At 57.1% G+C, this 23,746-nt stretch carries 3 protein-coding genes; 2 read left to right on the forward strand and 1 reads right to left on the reverse strand.

The genetic code is table 11. The features are described from left to right. Positions 1–519: 519 nt before the first annotated feature. Positions 520–19,332 carry an Ig-like domain-containing protein gene (locus tag ACETPC_RS05500; RefSeq protein ID WP_380179373.1) on the reverse strand — a complete coding sequence of 6,271 codons (18,813 nt, stop codon included), beginning with the start codon at positions 19,330–19,332 and terminating at the stop codon, positions 520–522. Positions 19,333–20,294: 962 nt separating this feature from the next. Here ACETPC_RS05500 and rcsD point away from each other — a divergent pair. Beyond that, entirely contained in the window at positions 20,295–22,949 is a 2,655-nt protein-coding gene (rcsD, locus tag ACETPC_RS05505; RefSeq protein WP_380179375.1) for a phosphotransferase RcsD, read from the forward strand. Between the two features lies 1 nt (position 22,950). Then, on the forward strand, positions 22,951–23,601 hold the full coding sequence (gene rcsB / locus ACETPC_RS05510) for a response regulator transcription factor RcsB (RefSeq protein WP_380179378.1): 651 nt from the start codon (positions 22,951–22,953) through the stop codon (positions 23,599–23,601). Positions 23,602–23,746 lie beyond the last annotated feature (145 nt).

Consider the following 23,746-nt stretch of genomic DNA (forward strand, 5'->3'; position numbering starts at 1 on the left):
GCTGCGTAAAAGTGAAGAAAATCTTTACTTATCGCAGGCATGCAGCGGCCAGCGGCCTGAAAAGGCGCTGAGCCTGACCCGGTACTCCAGGGATGAAACAGAATCCGCAACAAGGATAATGGTTAAGGTGACAGCCAAATAAAAAATGCTCAATGCTGGACGCAGAGTTTCTCTGCAGGCAAATTAAATCAGTACCACTCTTTGCCAGAGACCGAGCGCCGGCTCAATATACCGCTACTAACCTCAATGACTTACATTTAGTCTTAAGGTGAACAGTCGACGCTGGATTGGCATAAGCTAACGCTCGCCAGCATAGATTACTACTGGCGTAAATCTGGAAAATTGCCCTTAAGACAACTTTTTTCTATAAATGCCGCTTACATCACCTTACGTAAAAATAACGCAATCCTTACATTGTAATTTTATGTAAACGTTGCATTTCAGTACCGAAACAATTAAACAGCCCTTACCATTAAAGCCCCTGCGCAAGAATCATTTTCCTGCGCAGGGTAGTCTTTGTTACACCAGATGAACCTGGAGATTGTGCTGGATCAGCACATCGCCCAGGGTGTTGGCCGTATCCAACGCCGAGTTGTGATAGACATCATAAACCTGGCCGTCCAGCGTTTTCTGTGCCGTGGTGGCCCAGGTACCGCCATCGCCATTGGTCAGCGTCACCTGATCGCCTGTTACCCCCTTGATTATCAAATCGTCGGTTTGTTTATCGGTAATATTCAGTGCTTCGTTGAGATCCAGCTTGACGCTGTTGGTGCCGCTGCTGCCCAGGTTGATGATTTCGATATGCTCTACCTTCAGCCCAAGCGCAGTGAGATCCAGCGTCATATTCTCGCCGTTCAGCACTAAGGTGTCCGTTCCCGCACCGCCGTCAATATGGGTAAAGTTCAGATTGCTTAGCGTAACCGTGTCGTTGCCGCTGCTGCCCTCTACCGAAGCGCCCTCTACCGTTTGTCCATCCGCCAATGCAATAACAAGACCACCGATACTGTAGCCGCTGTCGTCGGTGGCGGCAGCGGTTTCCGATGTGGCAACCGTGGTTACGGTGCTGTCGTCAAGAACGGCGGCAGTGCCAGCAGCCGTTTCGCTGGTCGTAGTGGCGCTGGTATCGCTAGCAGCGCTTTCCGTAGTCGTACTGGTAGTTGCGCTGTGCGTCTCGCTGCTATCGGTACTAACCGTTGCCACTCTTGCGGTAACTGCTGTGGTAGCCGTATCCGTGTTGCTGGTATCAGTAGAGGCAATAGAAGTAGAGTCGTCTGCCGCCACAGCCAGCAACGCGGTTGCCGCCGCTGCCGTCGAGGTAGTACTGGCTGGCAGCAGCGAGCCCAGTAACAGCGTATTGCTGGTAGTGGCGCGGTTGCCTGCTGCGTCCACCGCGGTAACGGTAACGATAGAGTTAAGATTTAGCGCGGTCAGTACGGTTCCGGTGAATTTCGCGCTATAGCGGCCCAGCGCATCGGTTGTAGCTGTCACCGTGGTGCCGTTAAGCGTTACGTTTAGCGTAGTGCCCTGCGCCAGGTTCAGCGTGCCGCCGGTAACAGTCAATCCACTGACCAATACGTTTACCAGGCTCAGCACAGGATCGACGCCAATAGCTGGCAGATTGTGCGTAATAGCGGTGAAGGTATCGCTGCCGGTAGAGGTGTTGCCCACTGCGTCGGTGACGGTTGCGGTAATGGTGTAGTTACCATCGGCAATGGCCCGCAGCGTAGCAGAAGGCACCGTTACGCTCCATGCGCCGTTAGTTCCTACAGTAGTGGTATAGACATTGCCCGCGATATTAACCGTTACCGTGCTACCGACCGCATTGGTTGAGGTACCACTAATGGTTTCAGCAGTATTGGCCTCGCTAAGGTTGAGGTAGTGGTCGCCGCCGAAGACCGTGCTGTTGGTAATAGCAACAGTCGGCAGCGTGTGGGTTCTCACCGTAGCCGTATCAGAACCTGACCCCGTGTTACCGACTGCGTTGGTGACGCTGGCATTAACCGTAGCGGTGCCGTCCGGCAGCGCGGCCAATACCGCAGACGGAACCGAAACGCTCCAGGTGCCGTTAGCATTGATGGTAGTGGTCAGCGTTGCGGTGCCTACGCGCACTGTCAGAATCGATCCTTCGGCATTGGTTGAAGAACCGCTGATAGTCTGTGTGCTCTGCGCGTCTACCGCGTTCAGCAGACCATCACCAAAGATACTGGAAACGGTGACCGTCGGCGGTGTCTGGGCGATGACGACCAGTTGTCCGGTATTGGTAGCCGTATTGCCATAACTATCTGTTACCGACGCGTTGACCGTTAGTATGCCGTTAGCCAGCGCACTGAGATCCGCTTTCGGCACGTTTAGCGTCCAGCCGCCGCTACTGTTAACGGAGGCGGTATAGGTTTTGCCATTCAGCGTTACGGTAACAATGGAACCGGCGGCCACGTTACGAGTTGTCCCGCTAATGGTCTGCACTACGTTGATGTCGTTAGCACTGAGTACGCTGTCCCCAAATACGGTGTTAACCGTGAGGCTCGGCGTGGTATGGATACCAACCCGTACGCCAGCACTGGTACTGGCGGTGTTGCCTACCGTATCCGTTACGGAAACGCCGACCGTGAGATTACCGTCCAGTAAGGTGCTGAGAATAGCTGGTGAAACCTGCGCGCTATAAACCCCGTCGGCACCGACAACAGCCGTTACCGTGGTATTGCCCAAACTGATGGTAACAGTCGATCCCTGAGCTACATTAGTCGCTCTGCCGCTAATGGTCTGCGTTAACAGCGATTCGACCAGGTTGAGCACGCCATCGCCGCCAAAGACCGGATCCAGCGTAACAGTCGGCAGCGTAAGGCCGACAACTGCGCCAGCCGTCGCCGAACTGGTGTTGCCCGCGCTGTCCGTAACGCTGACGCCGACGGTCAGGTTGCCGTTAGCCAGGCCTTTCAGGATATCCGGCGTCAGGGCGACGCTAAAGCTGCCGTCCGCCGCCGTCGCGGTAACCAGCTGCGTACCAGCTACAGTGACTACCACTCTGGCACCCGCTCCGGCATTAGTAATAGTACCGGTCACGTTTTGTCCCAGCGCCGCATCCGCCACGTTGAGCAGGCCATCGCCAAACAGCTGCGCGATATTAATTACCGGCGCGGTGAGTTTGGCCAACAGGTTACCCGTGGTGGAAGCCGTATTGCCAGCCGCATCGGTAACGCTGGCGCCAACGGTCAGGTTGCCGCTGGTCAGCGTGCCCAGAATGTCCGGGGTAACTGTTGCGGTAAAGGCACCGTTCTGTCCTACCGTCGCCTGAATGGTGGAGCTGCCTAACGTCAGGTTAATAGTCGAACCAGCCGCGACGTTATTTACCGTGCCGCTGATAGTCTGGTTAGTCAGCGCATCCGCAATATTCAGGATGCCGTCGCCGAAGATTGGGCTAAGCGTAATCGACGGTTGCGCGGTAAAGATGCCGATAGTGGCGGAAGTGGAAGAGGTATTCCCCGCCGGATCGGTGACCGAGACGCCCAGCGTCTGGTTACCGGTGGTCAACGCGGCCAGATCCAGCGCCGGTATGCTGACGCTCCATGCGCCGCCAGCCTGTAGCGTGGTCTGGTAAGATTTGCTGCCCAGCGAAACGGTAACCGTAGAGCCGGTCGTGCCGTTAATGGTGCCGCCAACGGTTTGCGCTACCGCCGCTTCCGCGATGTTCAGCAGGTTATCGCCGCCAAACAGCCCGGTAAGCGCATTAATAACCGGCGCTTCCAGAATGGCAGTAACAGTTTCGCCAACGGTACGGGTATTGCCCGCCGCATCGGTCAGCACGATGTTTAGCGCGGTATCGCCATCGCTCAGCAAACCAAGCAGGCTTGGTGGTACTACCAGCGCAAAGCGACCATCCTGGCCAACGTTCGCCGTGAGCGTGGTGCCGCCCAGCTCCAGCGAGACGGTAGCACCGATACCGGCTGAGGTTGCCAGGCCGGTGATGGTTTGGGCTACCGCCGTGTCGGCCGCGTTAAGGAAGCCATCACCGAAGACGGAATCCACCACCAGGTTCAGCGCCGCATTGACTACTTTGTTTACTGTCAAAGTGGCGTCAGTAGCATTACCCGCCGCGTCATTAACACGCAGGCCAAATACCAGCGTACCGTCGGTCAGACTACCTAATACCTCCGGCGTCAGATCGAGGCTGAAAGTACCATCGGCGTTGACTACTGCCGTAGCGATTGGCGAACTGTCGCCCAGGTAGAGGCCGATGGTCTGGCCTTCCGCACCGGATGCCGTACCGGTCAATACCTGAGTAGTCAGGATATCCGCCGCGTTCAACAGGTTATCGCCCAGCAGCGCATCTACTTCAATCAGTGGCGCTGCGGTATCGACGGTGAAGTCATGGGTTGCCGTGCCGGTATTGCCTGCCGCATCGGTCAGCGTAGCGGTAATGGTCTGTCCATCCTGACCCAGCGCCTGGAGATCGCCTGAAGGCACTGCGGTTGACCAGCTGCCGTCCGCCTGCACAACGCCCGTATAGGTTTTGCCGTTTAGCGTGACGTTAACCGCTCTGCCCGCTTCTGAAGTAGAAGCCGTACCGCTGATGGTCTGGGTAGCTGCCGCTTCCGCGCTGTTAAGAACATCGTCGCCCGTAAAGGCATTGATGGTAACAGTCGGCGCAATACGATCCACCAGCACTTCGCTGGAGGCATTCAGCGTCGTGCCCTGATCGGTGGTCAGCGTAGCAGTCACCGTTGCTGTGCCTTCCGCGATATTCGCTGCGGTGTTAGGGACGGTCAGCGTCCAGGTGCCGTTTTCGCTGTCTACCGCAGCCGTGGCTGTTTGTGCTACTCCGTTAATAGTGACGGCAACGGTTCCGGACACTACGCCGCCTGTTGCAGGTAGATTAGCGAAGGTGCCGCTTACCGTTAGCGTCGCGCCGTCAGAACTGTTAACGATGTTATCGTCGGAGATCGGATCCAGCGTCAGGATTGGCGTGGCTGGCGGCGTCAGATCTACTGCTACGGCGGCGGTAGCTGTACCTGTATTGCCCGCCAGGTCAGTGACAGAGGCAGTAATAGTGCCGGTATCGCCCGTAGTGCCCAGCTGCGCCATGAGTTCCGGCGTCAGGTTCACTGACCAGCTGCCGTCTGCCGCTATTACGCCGGTAGCCGTCGCCGTACCAATAGTAACCGTCACCGTCTGGCCTTCGCTCGCGTCGGTAGCCGTACCGGTAAGCGTTTGGGTAGTCAGGCTTTCCTCGTAATCCAGCGCGTTATCGCCGGTTAAAGCATCGATGGTGACGGTCGGCAGCGCGGTATCAACGGTAAAGCTGCCCGCAGCCGTTGCTGAGTTTCCGCCGACATCGGTCGCTACTACGGTGTAGTTTTGCACGCCCTGGCCCAACGCGCTCAACTGCGTTGGGGTTAGCGCCAATGTCCAGCTGCCGTCCGCTTCCACGCCAGCGTTATAGGTGCTGCCGCCAACTGTTACGGCTACCGTCTGGCCTGCGCCTGTCAGACCGGTTGAGCCGGTCAGCGAGGCGCCTGCCGCAACATCGGCTGCGTTGAGGTAAGCATTGTCAAACGGCACATCCAGCGTCGGCGTTGGCGCGGTCAGAGCAGCGGTGAAGCCGAGGGTATTAGTATTGATGTTGCCAGCGGCATCGATCACGGTGACGTCTACAGAATGCGCGCCATCTGCCAGCGAGCTCAACGCTCCCGCTGGCAGTGATACCAGCCAGTTGCCGTTAGCATCGACAGTGCCGGTATAAATGATGCCCGCCACATCAATTTGGAGTTGCACACCCTGATTGGCGCCGGTTACGCCAGTAGTACCGGTTAAGGTGATTGGCGCGCCTGCCTCGGCGATATTCAGGATATCGTCGGTAAACAGCGGCGCACTTATAGTCGGTTGCGGTAGCTCCAGCAACGCGTCGAAGTCAAGCGTGGTGGTGCTGGCATTGCCCGCGCTGTCGGTAGCGGTTACCGCAAAGGTATGAGTGCCGCTGCCCAGCGCCGTTAGCTGGTCGGAAGTCAGATCCAGTGTCCAGTTACCATTTTCATTAACGGTAGCGGCCAGCGGCGCGCCACCATCAATGGTGACGTTTACCGTTTGTCCGGCAGCCACCAGTCCGGTATTACCGCTTAGCGTCTGCGCTGTTGCCGCTTCCGCTACATTGAGCAGGCCATCGGTAAATGGCAGATCTATGGTGACGGCAGGCAGCACGTTAACGGCAACCAGTGCCGAATCAGTAGCCGTGCCGACGTTACCTACGGCATCCGTCACCGTGACCGTAACCGGCAGCGTGCCGTCAGGCAATGCAGTCAGCACATCTGCGCCGAGCGGTAACGTCCATTCTCCGGTGGCGGAATCGACAGTCGCCTGATAGGCCGTGCCGTTAATATCCACGCTAACAGTTTGCGCGCCGGTAATACCCGTTGAACCTGTCAGCGTTTGGCCCGCCGCGGCTTCAGCGGCGTTCAACACGCCATCCGCAAAGGGCTGCGTCAACGTTGGGACTGGCAAGCCGGTGACAATAGCGGTATAAGTCAGCGAATCGGTGCTGACGTTGCCTGCGGCGTCAGCGACCGAAACATTGATTGCGTGATCGCCGTTGCCCAACGTGGCCGCCAGGGCTGGCGTTAACGTCGCTGTCCAGTTGCCATTGTCGTCTACGGTAGCAGTTAGCGGCGTACCATCAATATCCAGCGTGACCGTCTGGCCCGCGCCAGTAGTACCGGTTGTGCCGCTAATGGTCTGATCGACACCCGCTTCCGCCGCGTTTAACAGGCCATCGACAAATGGCGTATTAATGGCGGCGGTCGGCAGCGTCGTCGCCAGCACCTCTACGCTGGCTCCAGCGGTTGCCGGATTACCTGCCACATCCGCGCTCGCTATCGTCAGCTGATAGATACCATCGCCCAGCGTATTGAACGTACCTGCCGGAACGGTCGCGCTCCAGGTCGCACCGTCGGCGTTGACTGCGCCGGTGAAAGTTTGATCGCCGATCGTTACCGTTACCGGCGTTCCGGCAGCAAGATTGGTCGCCGCACCGCTCACCGTCAGATCCGTTGCGGCTTCGGTAGCGTTGACCAGGCCATCGGTAAACGGCGTGTCCAGCGTCAGCGTCGGCAGAGCGTTAATGGCGACGTTAAGATCGGTGATATTGGTCGACGCGTTGCCATTGGCGTCGGTTACTACCACAGTAAGCAGATTCGAACCGTCGCTGAGCGCCGCCAGATCGCCACTGGCGATGGTCAGGCTCCAGCTGCCGTCGTCCGCTGCCGTAGCCGCATAGACTTTATCGTTAAGAGTAATGCTAACTGGCAGACCCGCTTCGGTAGTCCCGCTGACTAACAGACCGGCTGCGGCTTCCGCCGCGTTCAGGATATTGTCGGCGCCGGAACTGAGCGTGACCTCCAGCACAGGCGCGGCGGTATCGACGGTAAAGTCGTTGGTGGCCGTTGCCACATTGCCTGCCACATCGCTGGCACTGGCGGTAAGGGTATTGGTTCCCTGCGCCAGCGCCTGGGCATCGGCCGCAGGCAGCGTTATGCTCCAGTTGCCGTCAACATCCACCGCGCCAGTGTAAGTCGCGCCGTTCAGCGTCACCGTAACGGCTCCGCCTTCAGGAATACTCTGGCTAGTACCGGTGACAATGACATCGCTCTGCGTTTCCTGACTGTTTATCACATCATCGCCGGTTAGCGGATCGACGGTAATGGCTGGCAGACTGGTTGGCTGAGCTACCAGAGTAAACTCCCCAGAAGCGCCGCCGGTATTGCCTACGCCGTTGACAACCGTAGCGACCAACGTTTGCGCGCCGTCGTCCAGCGCGCCGATATCGGCCGCTGGTATCGTCGCGGCCCAACTACCATCCTCCTGAACCTGAGCAGTATAAGCTGTACCATTCAACGTGACGGTTACGGTCTGCCCTTCACCAACGTTGGTTGTGGTACCTGTGATGGCAAGATCGGCACCCGCTTCGCTCTGGTTGACGTAGTTATCGCCGCTAATCGGATCGAGCGTTAGCGTCGGCAGGCTCGCCTGGCTGGCGCTGACGGTAACAGTTTGCGCCTGAGTCGTGACGTTGCCTGCCGCATCGGTCAGGCTGGCGCTTACCGCATAGGTACCATCTGCGATCCCCTGCGTAACTTCAGACGGCAGGTTTACTGTCCAGCTGCCGTCATCCTGCACGGTTTGCTGATAGTTCACGCCGTTGAAGGTTACGGTGACCAGCTGGCCCGCTTCGCTCGCTGAGGCCGTACCCGTAATAGCTATCGGCCCAACACTTTCCGCTGCGTTGATCGTATTGTCGCCCGCAACCGGATCTATCGTCAGCGCTGGCGCTGTGTAGTCGACATTGATTGAAGTCGCAGCCGTGCCCGTATTGCCGACCGCATCCGTGGCAGTCACTGTGACGGTCTGGATGCCCTCGCCCAGCGCCTGTAGCGTGGCGGCGTTGACCGGCAGCGTCCAGTTGCCGTCGTTGTCTACCGTAGCGGTATAGTCTGTGCCAGCGATATTGACGGTGACGGCCTGCCCTGCGCCAGTAGCGCCGGTAGTGCCGCTCAGCGTCTGGTCGCTTTGCGCTTCGGTAATGCTCAGATAATTATCATCAAACAACGTATCCAGCGTTGGCTGTAGCGCGGTAGTGGCAAGAGTAATGTCCGTAGCCTGAGTAGCCGTATTACCCGCCGCGTCGCTGAGGCTGACGGTCAGCGGATAAGTACCATCCGGCGAGGCCTGTAGCAGACCAGCCGGAAGCGCAAGGCTCCAGCTGCCATCTGCCGCAATAGCCGTAGTGTAGCTCTGACCGTTGACGGAGACGGTAACGATTTGCCCCTCTTCCGCACCAGTGCTGCCGCCGCTGACGATGATATCCGCCGCTGCTTCGCTGGCATTAACAACGCCATCGCCTGCAACCGCATCAAGCGTCAGAGTTGGTGCTGCGGTATCAACAGTAACAGGCACGGCTAGCGCGCTGGTGTTGCCTGCCGCATCGGCCACGGTAACCTGAAGCGTGTTTGCTCCCTGCGGCAGCGCCTGTAGTTCCGCCGTCGGTATGGTGACGCTCCAGTTGCCGTTCGCATCCACGTTGCCGGTATAGGTCGTTGTCCCGACTACAACGGCAACAGTTTGTCCATCGCCCGTTACACCAGTTGATCCGGTCAGAGTCTGATCGGTTGCCGCTTCGGTGCCGTTAAGTACGCCATCGTTAAACGGTGCATCTGCCGCTGCCGCAGGCAGATCGTTGACCTGCACATTCAGCGTACCGGTGCCGGTCGCCGTCGCGCCGCTGGCGTCGGTTACCGTGGCGGTCAGCGTAGCTGCGCCATCCGCTAGTCCTGCCAGTGCTGAAGCCGGAATAACGGCATTCCACGCGCCGCCCGCGCCCACAAGCCCAGTAAAGGTTTGGCCATTGAAATCAACCGTAACCGTTGCGCCCTGAGCCACGCCTGTAGTTGTGCCAGTTACGATCAGCGAATCCTGCGCTTCCGTGGCGTTCAGATAGCCATCGGTGCTGAGCGGATCGATGCTGATGCCCGCCGCAGTGCTGTCGACGGTAAATTCACGGGTAACGGTAACAGGGTTGCCCGCTGCGTCGCTAACCGCCACGCTGAAGGTCGCCGTACCGTCGTTTAAAGCAGCCAGTGCGGATGAAGGAATAGCCACGCGCCACGCACCGCTGGCTAAGACGCGAGTCGTGTATGCCACACCGTTAAGCGTTGCAGTTAGCTGCTGGCCCGCCTCTACATTAGTGGTGGTGCCGCTAAGATATTGCGTAGCCTGCTGTTCGGCACCGTTAAGAGTATCATTGCCGGCAAAAGGATCGACGCTAATGGTCGGCTGCGCGGCTGCGCTGGCTTTCACCGTCAATGGGCTTTCGGTACTGGCACTATTGCCCGCTGTATCGGTAGCGGTAGTGGTGACCACATAGCTGCCGTCTGCCAGATTCGCCAGATCGGCCGCCGGTACGGTGACCGTCCACTGATTATCGGTACCGACCGTAGTGGTGTAATCGTTGCCGTTAAGCGTTACTACGATCGTGGCATTCGCTTCGCCTGTTCCGCTAATCGGCAGATCGCTGGCCTGTTCCGTCGCGTTAACAATGTTGTCGCCTGCAATATCGCCCACGGCAACTGCTGGCGGCAGCGTATCCACGTTCAGCGTCAGCACAGAAGCAGCCGTATTGCCAGCTGCATCGCTAATGGTAACCGTGGTGATCGTGTCATCCTGCGGCAGCGCCTGCAGGACTTCTGGCGGCAGGATAATGCTCCAGTTGCCGTCACCGTCTACGGTGCCAATATAGTTGTTGCCATTGATAGCAATGCTGACGCTTTGTCCGTCGCCAGTGATACCTGTGGTACCGGTCAGCGTCTGGGCCGCTGCGGCCTCATCCGCATTCAGCGTGCCGTCGGTAAATGGCGTATCAATGGTTAGCACCGGCAGCGTGGTAATAGCCACGTTCAACGTCGTATCGCTGGTAACGGCATTGCCGTCGGCGTCCGGTACGCTGGCGCTAACGGTCACCGGCCCTTCAGGCAGTGCGGCCAAATCGGCTGCCGGAACCGTCAAACTCCATGCGCCGCCAGCCACCGCAGCCGTGTAGTCAACACCGTTAATGGTGACCGTGACGGTATTGCCTTCCGGTATATTCGATACCGCGCCGCTAACGGTCAGATCGCTCTGCGCTTCGTTAGCGTTGAGGTAGCCGTCATCGCTAAGCGGATTAATGGCTACCGCGCTGATATCCGTATTGACATCGAAGCTGCCGGAAGCGGTCGCCGGGTTGCCCGCCGTATCGCCTACCGAAACGGTATAGGTTTGCGTGCCCGCTGGCAGCTGCGCCAGCACCGCAGAAGGAATAGTCACACTCCAGGCACCGCTGTCCTGCACCACGCCATCATATGTAGTGCCGTTTAGCGTAACAGTTACAACCTGCCCTGCCTGAACGTTAGTAGTGGTACCACTTATCTCCTGACTAACCTGCTGTTCGGCACCGTCCAGGATGTTGTTGCCCGCAAAATTATCCAGCGTCAGCGTTGGCAGCGTATCGGCATCTGCAACAACAGTTAGCGTACTGTTTTGCGATGTGACGTTGCCTGCCGCATCAGCAGCCGACACGGTCAGCGTATAGTCGCCGTTAGTCAGGCCAGCCAGATCGGCTGCCGGAATATCCAGCGTCCACTGACCGTTGGCCGCAGCCGTAGCGGTGTAGTCCGTTCCTTCCAGCGTGACGGTAATAGTCGCGCCGTTCTCTGCCGTGCCGCTGACGGTCAGCGGCTGCGCCTGCTCTTCAGCATTGAGCACGCCATCGCCGCTAAGCGGATTAACCGTTAATGCTGGCGCGGTTAAATCTACCGCCAGCGTGCTGGTTTGCGTAGTGGCGTTACCTGCCGGATCTGTCGCGGTTACGGTTACCGGATAGCTGCTTCCGGTCAGCGCAATGGTGTCCGTCGCCGGTACAGTGATCGTCCAGTTAAGATCATCGCCTACCGTGGCGGTGTAAACGACGCCGTTTAACGTCACGCGCACGCTATCACCCGCTTCGCCGGTGCCGGTAATATCCAGCGGCTGAGCCTGCTCGGCGGCATTCAGGAAATTATCGTCGCTGATAGCCGCTACCGTCAGCGCTGGCGGCGTAGCATCCAGCGTAATGGTGCGCGGCAGCGACAGGCTGCCGCCGCTCGCAGGCGAAGCGGTGACGGTGATTTGATAATCGCCATCTGCGACGCCAGCCAGCGCCGTAGCTGGGATTGCCGCACTCCACAGGCCGTTTGCGCCTACAGTTGCGGGATAATCCGTGCCATTGAAAGTCACTACCACTGCCGTGGTATCATCCGGCACGCTGCCGGTGACGTTAAAGCCCTGTGCGGCCTCGGCGGCGTTAATTAAGTCGTCGCCAGTGACGGCGTTGATAACCAGATTAACGTCTACTGCGCTATCCAGCACAATAGTCGTATCCTGGCTGGTGGCGTTGCCCGCAGGCGAAGTAGCTGCAACGGTCAGCGTGTTGTCGCCTTCCGTAAGGTTAGCCAGGGTGCTTGCCGGTACGCTAACCGACCATTGGCCGCCTGCCGGTACGGTAGTGGTAAAGGTTTCGCCGCCCAACGTGACGGTAATGGTATCGCCTTCGCTGCCTGTACCAGTAATGTCCTGCGCCTGGCCCTGCTCGACGCCATCAATGATGTTGTCGCCGGTAACCGGATCGACCGTAAAGGTCGGTGCGGCGGTATCGACTGACAGCCCCTGGTTCTGCGTAGAGGTATTGCCAAAGGCATCACTGGCGCTGACCTGTAGCACATAAGGCCCGTCGGCCAGCGCGGCCAGATCGGCTGCTGGCACTGTTACGCTCCAGGCTCCGCCTTCAGGTACTGTAGTAGTGTACTCAGTGCCGTTCAGCGTAACGGTAATATCATCACCGACGGTGCCGGTGCCGCTAACCGTCAGCGGCGCGCCCTGCTCATCCGCATTAATAACATTATCGCCTGCTACCGGATCCAGGGTCAGCGTCGGTAATGTTGTAGCGACGGTGATGACCGGTGCTGGCGTAATGCTTGCAACGTTGCCAGCGACGTCAGTTGCCGTCACGGTGATTTCTGAATCGCCCTGCGGCAGCGCCTGCAACACTTCTGGCGGCAAAGCCAGCGTCCAGTTGCCGGAACTATTGACGGTTGCGGCATAATCCGTACCGCCGATGTTGACCGTTACCGTCTGGCCATCGCCCTGTTGACCGGTGGTACCTGCCAGCGTCTGCGCTACGGCAGCCTCATCGTTGGTCAAAATAGCATCGGTAAATGGCGTTTGCAGCGTAGGCTCAGGTACGCGATCCACATAAACATTGAGCGTATTTTCGCTGGTAACGGTCGCGCCATTTTCTGCCACTACGCTGGCCGTAGCCGTTTGCGGCCCTTCCGCCAGCGCCTGCAGATCTGCCGAAGGCACCGTTACCGTCCAACTGCCGTTAACTGCTACGGTGCCGGTATAGGTCTGGCCGCCCAGCGTAAAGGTCACTGTGCTACCTTCCGCCACGTTGGCGGTAGACCCGGTTACCGTCAAATCTGTCTGCGCCTCGACTGCGTTCAGATAGCCGTCAGCGCTTAGCGGATCGAAGGCTACGCTGCTAAGGGTATTGTCTACGGTAAAGGTTTTGCTTGCAGTGGCGGCATTGCCAGCCAGATCCGTTATGGTCGCACTAATGGTTTGCGTACCGTTAGCCAACCCGGCCAAATCGGCCGCTGGCAAGGTGATCTGCCATGCGCCACCGTTTTGCAGCGCAGTGGTATATTCCACGCCGTTTAAGGTAATCGTCAGCTGTTGGCCAGCTTCCGCATTGGTTACGGTACCAGTAAGTAGCTGATCGGTTTGCTGTTCCGCGCCATCAATAATGTTGTTATCGGTCAGATCGTTGATAACAATGGTCGGCGCACTGGTGTCGACCACCAGCGGCGTGCTGGCTACGGCTGTGTTTCCGGCCGGATCGGTAGCGGTAACGTTCAGCGTATAGTTGCCGTCCGCCAGCGCGTTAACCGCTGTATTGGGCACGGTTAGTGTCCACTGACCGTCGGCACCAACAATAACACTATAGTTAGCATCGTTCAGCGCGACGTTAATGGTGTTACCGGTTTCGCCCGTGCCGCTGATGACCAGCGGCTGGCTGGCTTCCGCTGCATTCAGGTAACCGTCAGTAGCGACGACGTTAACCGTGACTGGCGGCGGCGTCAGATCGACATCCAGCGTGCGAACCAGCGATGAGACGTTGCCAGCCGTATCAACCGTGCTGACCGAAACAGGATAGCTGCCGTCCGTCAGCGCCTGCAGCGCTGCCGCTGGCAGATCGATGCTCCAGCTGCCGGTACCATCCACCGTCGCGGTGTAAGTGGTATTATTCAATACCAGAGTGACTACGTCGCCCTCATCGCCGGTACCGCTAATTGTCAGCGGCTGGCCCTGTTCCGCCAGGTTAAGACGATTATCGTCAGCGACAGGATCCAGCGTCAGGATCGGCGTTGAAGTATTAACGTCAAAAGTATTGGTTAGCGAAGAAGTATTACCTGCCGGATCGGTAACGGTCACGGTCAGCGTGTTTTCATTCTGCGGCAAACTTTGCAGTACCGCGCTCGGCAGCTGTACCGACCAGTTGCCGTCAGCATCAACTGTGCCCGTATAGGTAATGCCGTTCAGCACCAGGCTAACGCTCTGGCCGCTGCCGCTAACGCCGGTGGTGCCGGAAATTAGCTGATCCACAGCGGCTTCCGCGCCGTTCAGCACGCCGTCAGCGAAGGGCTCGTTGAGCGTTACGCTGAAATCAGGATTAACGGCGGAATCCAGGCTTTGCGTAGTGGTAATCAGGTTGCCGTTTTCATCGGTCGCTGTCGCCGTGACTGTCTGGTTGCCATTCGGCAGACCGCTGAGTGCGCTGGCAGGCACGGTAACCGACCAGCTACCATCGCTGTTAGCGGTGGTTTCATAATCCACGTTGTTAAAGCGCACCAGAATACGCGCGCCGAAGGCAACAAAACGAGTACTGCCGTGGATCACCAGCGGGTTTTGCGCTTCGGCGGCGCTGATGGCGTTATCATCGCTGATGACACCGATAGCAATAGCGCTGAAGGTATCGTCAATGGTGTAGCCAGAGGAAGCTGTCGCCGTGTTGCCTGCGGCATCGGCGACATTGACGGTCAGGTTTTGCGGGCCATCAGGCAGCTCATAGTAAGCCGCAGCAGGCACCAGCACGCTCCAGCTACCGTCTGCCTGCACGGTTCCGGTGTACTGACCGCCGTTCAGGGTGACAGTGACGGTTTGTCCGGCCTGAACATTAGTAGTCGTGCCGGTAACCAGCTGGTTAAGGTCTTTTTCAGCGCCATCCAGCACACCGTCGCCAGTAAAGGGCGCCACGGTAATTGTAGGTTGAGAAGCGGCAGCGGCAACAACCTGCAATGGCTGCGTGGTAGCAGTCGTATTGCCTGCACTGTCCGTAGCCTGCACATTCACACTGTAAGCGCCATCCGGCAGCGCGCCGACATCGGCAGCCGGAACGCTGACACTCCAGTTGCCGCCTTCATCCGCAACAGCGTTATAAGTCGCGCCGTTTAACGTAACAACCACTGCTGAACCCGCATCGGCCGTTCCGGCTACGCTAAGATCCGCCGCGTGTTCAGCCGCATTTAAATAGCCATCGCCGGAGATCGGCGACACGGTTAACGCAGGCGCGGCTGTATCAATGGTGATCGGCGTACGTGACGTTGTCTGATTACCGCCAGCATCCGTGGCGGTCACGGTAATATCATATTTTCCATCGGCCAGCGTTTGCAGCGTGGAAGGAGAAACATTCACGCTCCAGTTGCCGTCAGCGTCGGCGGCAGTGAGATAAGTAACGCCATCTAACGCTACGCTAACGGTGCTGCCCGCTTCCGCGGTGCCGCTAACGGCCAGCGGCTGGTTCTGGGTCTGGCTGTTGATAGTGCCATTATCGCCCGGCACGGCCACATCCAATGCTGGCGCGGCGGTATCTACCGTAAACGGCGTAGTCGATGAAATCGTGTTACCCAGCGAGTCTGATACTGTCACGACAATATTAGCCGTGCCGTCCTGCAAAGATTCCAGTGCCGGAGGCAGCAAAGCCACGCTCCAGGCGCCGGAGAAAGTATCAACCGTAGCGGCATAATCCACGCCGTCCACGGTCACCGTCACGGCCTGATCGGCGAAATTCACGCCGCTGTTGCCGGTCAACGTTTGCGCTACTGTGCTTTCCGCCGCGTTCAGAATACCGTCGCCAAACGGCGAGTTAACAATAATGTCCGCCGGGAAAGAAGTGCGAACAGCCAAATCGCTGTCCACAGTCACCGGATTGCTGTTTGCGTCTACGCCAGCGACGGTAACGGTATAGCTGCCATTAGCTATGCCAGACAGCGCAGCAGCAGGCACGGTCACAGACCAGCTACCGTCCGGGTTAACAGCTGTGGCATAGTCCACGCCGTTAAAAGTAACGGTTAGGGGCGTGCTGGCGGCCAGGCCAGCACTGCTGCCACCAATAACCAAATCCGCCTGCGCTTCAGTAGCGTTCAGCGCGTTATCACCGCTGATTGGCGAGATAGCCAGCGTCGGCACGCTATTGTCTATTGCCACATCAAAACTGCCAGTGGCATTGCCTGTATTGCCAGCGGCATCGCTAACGCTTACGGAATAATTTTGCGTGCCGTTAGCGAGAGCGGACAGCGTAGCCGCAGGTAGCGTAATGCCCCAGCCGCCGCCGGATTCTACAGTACCTGTGTAGGTGGAGCCGTCCGCCAGCGTCAGGGTAATAGTTTGCCCTGCGGCAACGTTGGTTACGGTGCCGGTCAACCGCTGATCTACCGCAGCTTCGGCGCCATCCAGCGTTCCGTCGGCGGTTAGCTCATTCAGGGTGATTGCCGGCGTCGTGGTGGCAAAAGTCACTTTGCTGTAGGTCTGCCCGATATTGCCAGCGGCATCGGTGGCGGTCACGTTAACAACCCAGGTACCGTCAGGGATGCCAGCCTGGTCTTCCGGGCTTAAGGTGGCCGTCCAAATCCCGGTATCCGGATCTACGGTGGCGGTCAGATCTACGCTATCGAAACGTACCAGCACCGTGCTGCCTGGTTCGGTGGTGCCCGTGATAATCAGCGGCTGAGTCACTTCGCTGGCATTGACGTAGCCGTCGCCGCTCAGCGTATTAACCGTCACCAGCGGCGGCGTCGTGTCAACGCTAAGCGGAATTTCCTGCGAGTTGCTGTTGCCGTAGCTATCCGTAGCGACCACGGTTACAGGGTTGTCGCCGCTCGGTAACTGCTGTAAATCAGAAGCCGGAATATTCACGCTCCAGCTACCGTCAGGATTAACGGTAGTGTTATAGGTCACGCCATTTAGCGTAACGGCAACGCTCTGGCTGTCCGGGCTTACTCCGCTCAAGGTTAGCGGTTGAGAAACGTCACTCTGGTTTAGCGTGGTATCCGTCGGCGTAACGGTAAGCGATGGCGGCGCGGTAACTACGTTAACCGGCGTGGTTGAGGTAGCGCTGTTGCCTGCGGGATCGGTGACCACCACGGTAATATCATTACTGCCCTGCGGTAGATTTTGTAGCGTGGCAGATGGGATGGAAACGCTCCAGCTACCGTCATTATTTACCGTCCCGGTATAATCCGTGCCGCCTACGGTTGCAGTAACTGTCTGCCCGGCGCCTGCAACACCGGTGTTTCCAGTCAAAGTCTGATCGGTACCTGCTTCGCTTCCACTGAGGACGGTGTCGCCGAAGGGAACATCAATGCTGGCATTCGGTTCGGCGGTAAGAACGTTAAGCGCGGCGGCGCTGCTGTTTTGCACCACTGTGCCATCTGCAAGCGTCGCCGAAGCGATAAGCAAATTCGATCCCTGCGAAAGCTGCTGAAGATCGGCCGCCGGAACTGTAGTACTCCAGCTGCCGTCTGCGCCTACGTTAGCCGTGTAGGAGCGTCCGCCCAGCGAGACCCTGATAACGGTGCCTGCAGGTAAACCGGTGGAAAAGCCGGATACGGTTAAATCGGACTGCGCTTCCGCGCCACTAAGATAGCCATCGCCGCTTAGTTCACCGACGCTGATGCTACTGACGGTGGCGGGCTCAATGGTAAAGTCATGAGTGGCGTTTGCTGCCGTGCCTGCCGCATCGGTTACGGTGGCGGTGATGGTCGCCGTACCGGCGGCCAGCGCCTGTAGCGCGGTGGCAGGTACCGCCACACTCCACGCGCCGTTGGCATCAACGGTAGCGGTATAGGTTTGGCCGTTCAGCGTAACGGTAACGGTCTGGCCCTGCTGCACGTTAGTGGTGGTGCCGCTGACGGTCTGCGCAAGCTGCTGTTCTGCACCGTCCAGCACGTCATCGCCTGCAAAAGTATCAATGGCGATTGCCGGAACGGTTGTGGCAGCGTTGACGGTAAAGTCGTGGGTCGTGGTTGCCGCCGTGCCCGCCGCATCGGTTACGGTGGCGGTGATGGTGGCCGTACCGGCGGCCAGCGCCTGTAGCGCGGTGGCAGGCACCGCCACGCTCCACGCGCCGTTGGCATCAACGGTAGCGGTATAGGTTTGCCCGTTCAGCGTAACGGTAACGGTCTGGCCCTGCTGCACGTTAGTGGTAGTGCCGCTGACGGTCTGCGCAAGCTGCTGTTCTGCACCGTCCAGCACGTCATCGCCTGCAAAAGTATCAATGGCGATTGCCGGAACGGTTGTGGCAGCGTTGACGGTAAAGTCGTGGGTCGTGGTTGCCGCCGTGCCCGCCGCATCGGTTACGGTGGCGGTGATGGTGGCCGTACCGGCGGCCAGCGCCTGTAGCGCGGTGGCAGGCACCGCCACGCTCCATGCGCCGTTGGCATCAACGGTAGCGGTATAGGTTTGACCGTTCAGCGTAACGGTAACGGTCTGGCCCTGCTGCACGTTAGTGGTAGTGCCGCTGATGGTTTGTGAGGTTTGCTGTTCGCTGTTGTCCAGTACGTCATCGCCAGCAAAAGCGGCGACAGTAATGGAAGGCGTGGTTGGCGTAACTGTGCCGGCTTCAACGGTGAAAGTATCCGTCGCGCTGCTGGTTGCGCCTGCGTTATTGGTTACGCTAACCGTCAGGGTATTGCTGCCGTCAGGCAAAGCGGCAAGCGCTGCCGCAGGCAAAGTCAGGCTCCAGCTGCCATCGGCGCTTACAGTCGTGGTATAGGTTACGCCATTGAGAACAATAGTAACCGTATTGCCCGCTTCCGTACCTGTAGTGGTGCCGTTCAGCGTTTGCGCAGAATTTTTCTCGGCTACCGAGATGAAATCATCGCCGGTAAAAGGGTTGACAGTGATGGCTGGCGTAGCGACCGGAGTATCGGCACCCCCACCACCACCTCCACCGCCACCGTTGTTAGCCAGCGCAGCTATACCCGCCGCACCCAAGCCCAACGCACCGATACCTGCCGCGGTGACCACGCCGGTCGTCGCGCCAGTATCCGCCAGCAACAAAGGCTCCAGCGTACCGAGGGATTCATATTGCGGCGTAATCGCCATTGCCGTTTGCGCATCGGCAAATTCGCTGGTTACCGGAAATAGTGCATGCTCTGGCGGGTTCACGCCGTCATCGAAAACCAGCTCGCTGTGATCGCCGTCAACGTCATCGAAGAAGAATTGCTGATAGCGTTTCACGCTGCCATCGCGCATGTGCACAATAAGATCGTTACCCTGGCGTTCGAACTCGGTCACCATTGCCCGGGTGCCGTGGATCCTGACTACGCTGGGTTGATTCAGAAGAATGGTATTGTTGGAGTTCCCTGCTGCGACCTGAGAAAGAATTCTGCCATCGTCGCGTGAGAGAATATCCACGCTGCCGTCAGTAAGCTGAGCCATAGTAACCTCTTGTGCACCAAACATTTGGATGTTTCGCGCGTAAACATGAAGATTTTCTTCAGTGTTACGCGCAAAGTAATAGATCGCCTGGCCCGGAGGCAGACGGCTTTACCTGGTGCAACGAAGTTCCCAAGCGGGAGAGAGACAGCAAAAACAACTTAAAAAGAGGCGCTGATACGCTATTTTTTTTCACTTTTGTCTTTTTGATAGTAAGAAAAACCACGTAAAGTGACTTGATTATTACTTATCGTTTAGATAAAAATTTTTAATTAAAAGGCTTAGTGCATAATTCCAAAAGATGCCAAAACTAAAGAAATGCTGATGAAAATAAGTGTTAATAAATTGATTTGGCTTAAAGATTTTTTTTGTGGAAATGTAAAAATGGTTAATATTCCACGTTCAATAAAGTCGATTTACTGCGGCAAATTTTTTTCTTATCACGAAAATTTCATTAGTCTATGCCTGAACCGGCATTCGTTAGTCGCTTTTAAAATGCACAAAAATTACGCAGGCAATCAGCCAGCGTCCAGGCGTGAAGCGACTATTTTTTAACTGCCGCCAAAGATTTGAGTTAAGTTAAGATAAAGCGCAGTTCACCAGGAGTTGTCTGTAAAATCGGCTTTAGACGCAATAATTGGTTAACAGCGTCGTTTTTCCAGGTTATTAACAGAAATGCCCGCGCCGTACCGGGTTTGCCGCTTTGGATCCGGCAAGCAGTTTGCGGCCTCTTCTTCTTTAATTTAGCGAAATGTGATAAAAAGTAGCGCTTACTGCGACAAGCTTTTAACGGAACCTATGACGACTCAGGATGCCAGATCCGCAAGCGCCAGCGAGCTGGCAGCACTCAACGCGTTTTTTCGCTTGCCCAGGCCGCAGGCGGGACGCTACTTCTATGCGGCAACCGCGCTGCCCGCGAACGCGTGGCACCTGCATGACGGCTCGTTTACTGGGGCTCCACGGTTATGATGCCTTATAAATTCCCTTTGACCTCAGGCAACGTTACGCGCTTTTTCGTGATGTTTATTCTGGCCCTGCTGCTGGCTTCAGGATTTATGATCCACAATGCGGTCAATGCCTGGTTGACTGATAAACGCTACGCTATGGCGGATGTTGCGCACGCTATGCAAAAGCGTATCGATACTTATCGCTTCGCTACCTGGCAGATTTATGAAAATTTGGCGGCCAGCGCCGCTGGCTCACCGCCAAACAGTTTGCAGGAAAGCCGCCTGCGTCCTGACGTTTACTATCTTGAAAAAACCCGCCGTAAAACCGAGTCGCTGATTTTTGGCTCTCATGACAGCAGTACGCTGGATATGACGCTGCGTATGTCCAACTATCTGGATACGCTTTGGGGCGCAGAGAACAGCACCTGGTCTATGTACTTTCTTAATGGCCAGGACAACAGTTTGATCCTGATCTCTACTCTGCCGTTAAAAGATATGGCGACGCGCTATAAAGAAAGTGCCATTAGCACCATCGTTGATGCGCGCCGCGCAGAGATGCTGCAACAGGCTAACGCGCTGGATGAGCGGGAAAGCTTCTCGCCGCTGCGCCGTTTCACCTGGCAAAACGATCACTATTTTACCGTGCGCACCACCTTTAACCAGCCGGGACATCTGGCTACCGTTGTCGCCTTCGATTTACCGATCAACGATCTTATCCCGCTGAATATGCCGCTGGAGAATTTCCAACTCAAGCAGGACACCACCAGCAGCAACAGCAACAGCGCCGACGATGACGGTGAGGGTGCACACAGCACCAGAGTCACATTGCTGAATCCCAACGTAGAGATTTCCGCTTCGCTGACCAGCACGCCGTTACAGTTGGTCTACCGCATCCCTGTTCTCGGTTTAATTACGGATACGCTGCGCAATTTGATGTGGCCGCTGCTGGCCAATTTTGCGCTGCTGCTGCTTTCGCTGGCCGGTCTGCTGCTGCTGCGCCAGCAGTCGCTGCGGCCAAGTGAAAATCAGAGTGCCGAGCTGGAGTCGCTGCGTATCCTCAACGATGAGATCGTCGCCAGCCTGCCGGTTGGTCTGCTGGTATACGATTTTGCCAGCAACCGCACTATTATCAGCAATAAGATTGCGGAGCATCTGCTGCCGCACCTCAATCTGCAAAAAATTATCAATATGTCCGATCAGCATCAGGGCGTGTTGCAGGCCACCGTTAATAATGAAGTTTATGAAATCCGCCATGCGCGCAGCATGCTGGCCGCCAATACCCAGCTTTTTATGATGCGCGATCAGGATCGTGAGCTGCTGGTAAACAAAAAATTGCAGAAGGCGCAGCAGGTGCTGGATAAAAGTCACCAGACGCGACAGCAGCTGTTGCAAAATCTGGGACATGCCCTGAATCGCCCGCTGACTAATGTGATTGGCCAACTGCAGGCTATCGAATCCGCGCAGCCGGGAGACCGGCTGGAAGATGCGCTGGAGGAAGCGCAGGCGCTACGACGTCTGGTGGACGATATTGTGCTGCTAAATCGTCTGGAGACTCACGACTGGGCGCCGGACGCCGAGGCGTTTAATTTGCAAAGCGTGCTGGACGAGCTGGTAACGGAAGCCCTGCCCTCGCTGCGTCGCAAAGGCCTGAAGCTGGTGGTCAGCAATCGCCTTAACAGCGACGAAAATCGCTTTGGCGACCGCCGGGCAATTTATAAAATCCTGAGTACGCTGCTGCATTACTCCATCACCAGCACCAGCTGGGGACGCATTACCCTGGAAATCAGCCATCCTGCCGACCGGCCGGATCGGCTGGCGATTGAAATGGTGGATACCGGCGCCGGATTGACCACGGATGAAATGGGCAACACCGATTTTCCTTTCCTGGGCGAAACCAGCCACGATCGTTTTGGTCAGGCATCAGGCCTGGCGTTTTTCCTTTGTAAACAGTTATGCAAGCAGCTTGGCGGCCATCTTGAGATTGTCGCGCGTCCCGATATTGGCACCCGCTACAGTATTCAGGTACATGCGCCGCAGGAGCATCAGCAGGATCGGGAAGAGAAGCTACTGGAAGGCCTGACGGCGCTAATCGATATCAACGTGGATGAGGTAAGAAAGATCGTGGTGCGCCAGCTGGAAAACTGGGGCGCCAGCTGCATTACGCCCGATGAGCGCTTTTCCGGCCAGGATCACGATGTGCTGCTCACGGACGATCCGGCCAGCATGACGGCCTGGTCGCTGCTGCTGACGGATGATGAAGCGGGCTATACGGCGCTTTCCCGCGATCGCTTCAGGGTTAACTTTAATATCAGCAGCGCCATGCAGGATGCGCTGCTGCAGCTTATTGAGCTTCAGCTGGCCCTGGATGAACCCGAAGAAGAGGAGGCGCCTGCGCAGCTGTTCGCGCCGGGCTATTTCCAGCTCTTTGTCGAGACAGTACCAGATGATGTAAAGAGATTGTATAATGAGGCGGCAGAAAGGGACTTGAGTTCGCTTGCTCAGACTGCGCACCGCCTGAAGGGCGTGTTTGCCATGCTCAATTTGACACCAGGCAAGCAGCTTTGTGAAACGTTAGAACAGCACATAACCGAGTGCGACAATTCCAACATTAAAAATACCACCAGTGAAATTGACCGCTACGTCAACGAACTGCTGCAGCAAGGTAACCAATAATATGAACAACCTGAACGTAATTATTGCTGACGACCATCCTATCGTTCTGTTCGGCATTCGCAAGTCACTCGAACAGATTGAATGGGTCAACGTGGTCGGCGAGTTCGAAGATTCCACAGCCTTAATCAACAGTCTTTCCCGGCTGGATGCCAACGTATTGATTACCGATCTGTCGATGCCTGGTGAGAAATACGGCGACGGTATCACGCTGATTAAATATATCAAACGTCACTACCCGGATCTGTCGATCATCGTACTGACGATGAACAACAACCCGGCGATCCTCAGCGCCGTGCTGGATTTAGATATCGAAGGGATCGTGCTGAAACAGGGCGCGCCGACGGATCTGCCGAAAGCGCTGGCCGCCCTGCAAAAAGGCAAGAAATACACGCCGGAAAGCGTGGCTAAGCTGCTGGAGAAAATCAGCGCGGGCGGCTACGGCGACAAGCGCCTGTCGCCAAAAGAGAGCGAAGTGCTGCGTCTTTTCGCCGAAGGTTTCCTGGTCACGGAAATTGCCAAAAAGCTGAACCGCAGCATCAAAACCATCAGTAGCCAGAAGAAATCAGCGATGATGAAGCTGGGCGTGGATAATGATATTGCTCTGCTGAACTATCTTTCTTCGGTCAGCACTATGCCGGTCGATAAAGATTAATTCTCGCCTGTTGTTCTGTTAGTGTCCGGCAACGGCCTGGCGCTACACAGCTGACAAAGTCCTGGCCGCAAGGCCGGGACTTTTTCTTTAGGGCATTGAAATCCAGTCTTCCCACGCCCTTGCCGTTCAGACGCCAGGTTTACAC

Origin of the sequence: Pantoea sp. sgz302252 (genome assembly GCF_042610525.1) — a bacterium.
GTDB lineage: Bacteria > Pseudomonadota > Gammaproteobacteria > Enterobacterales > Enterobacteriaceae > Erwinia.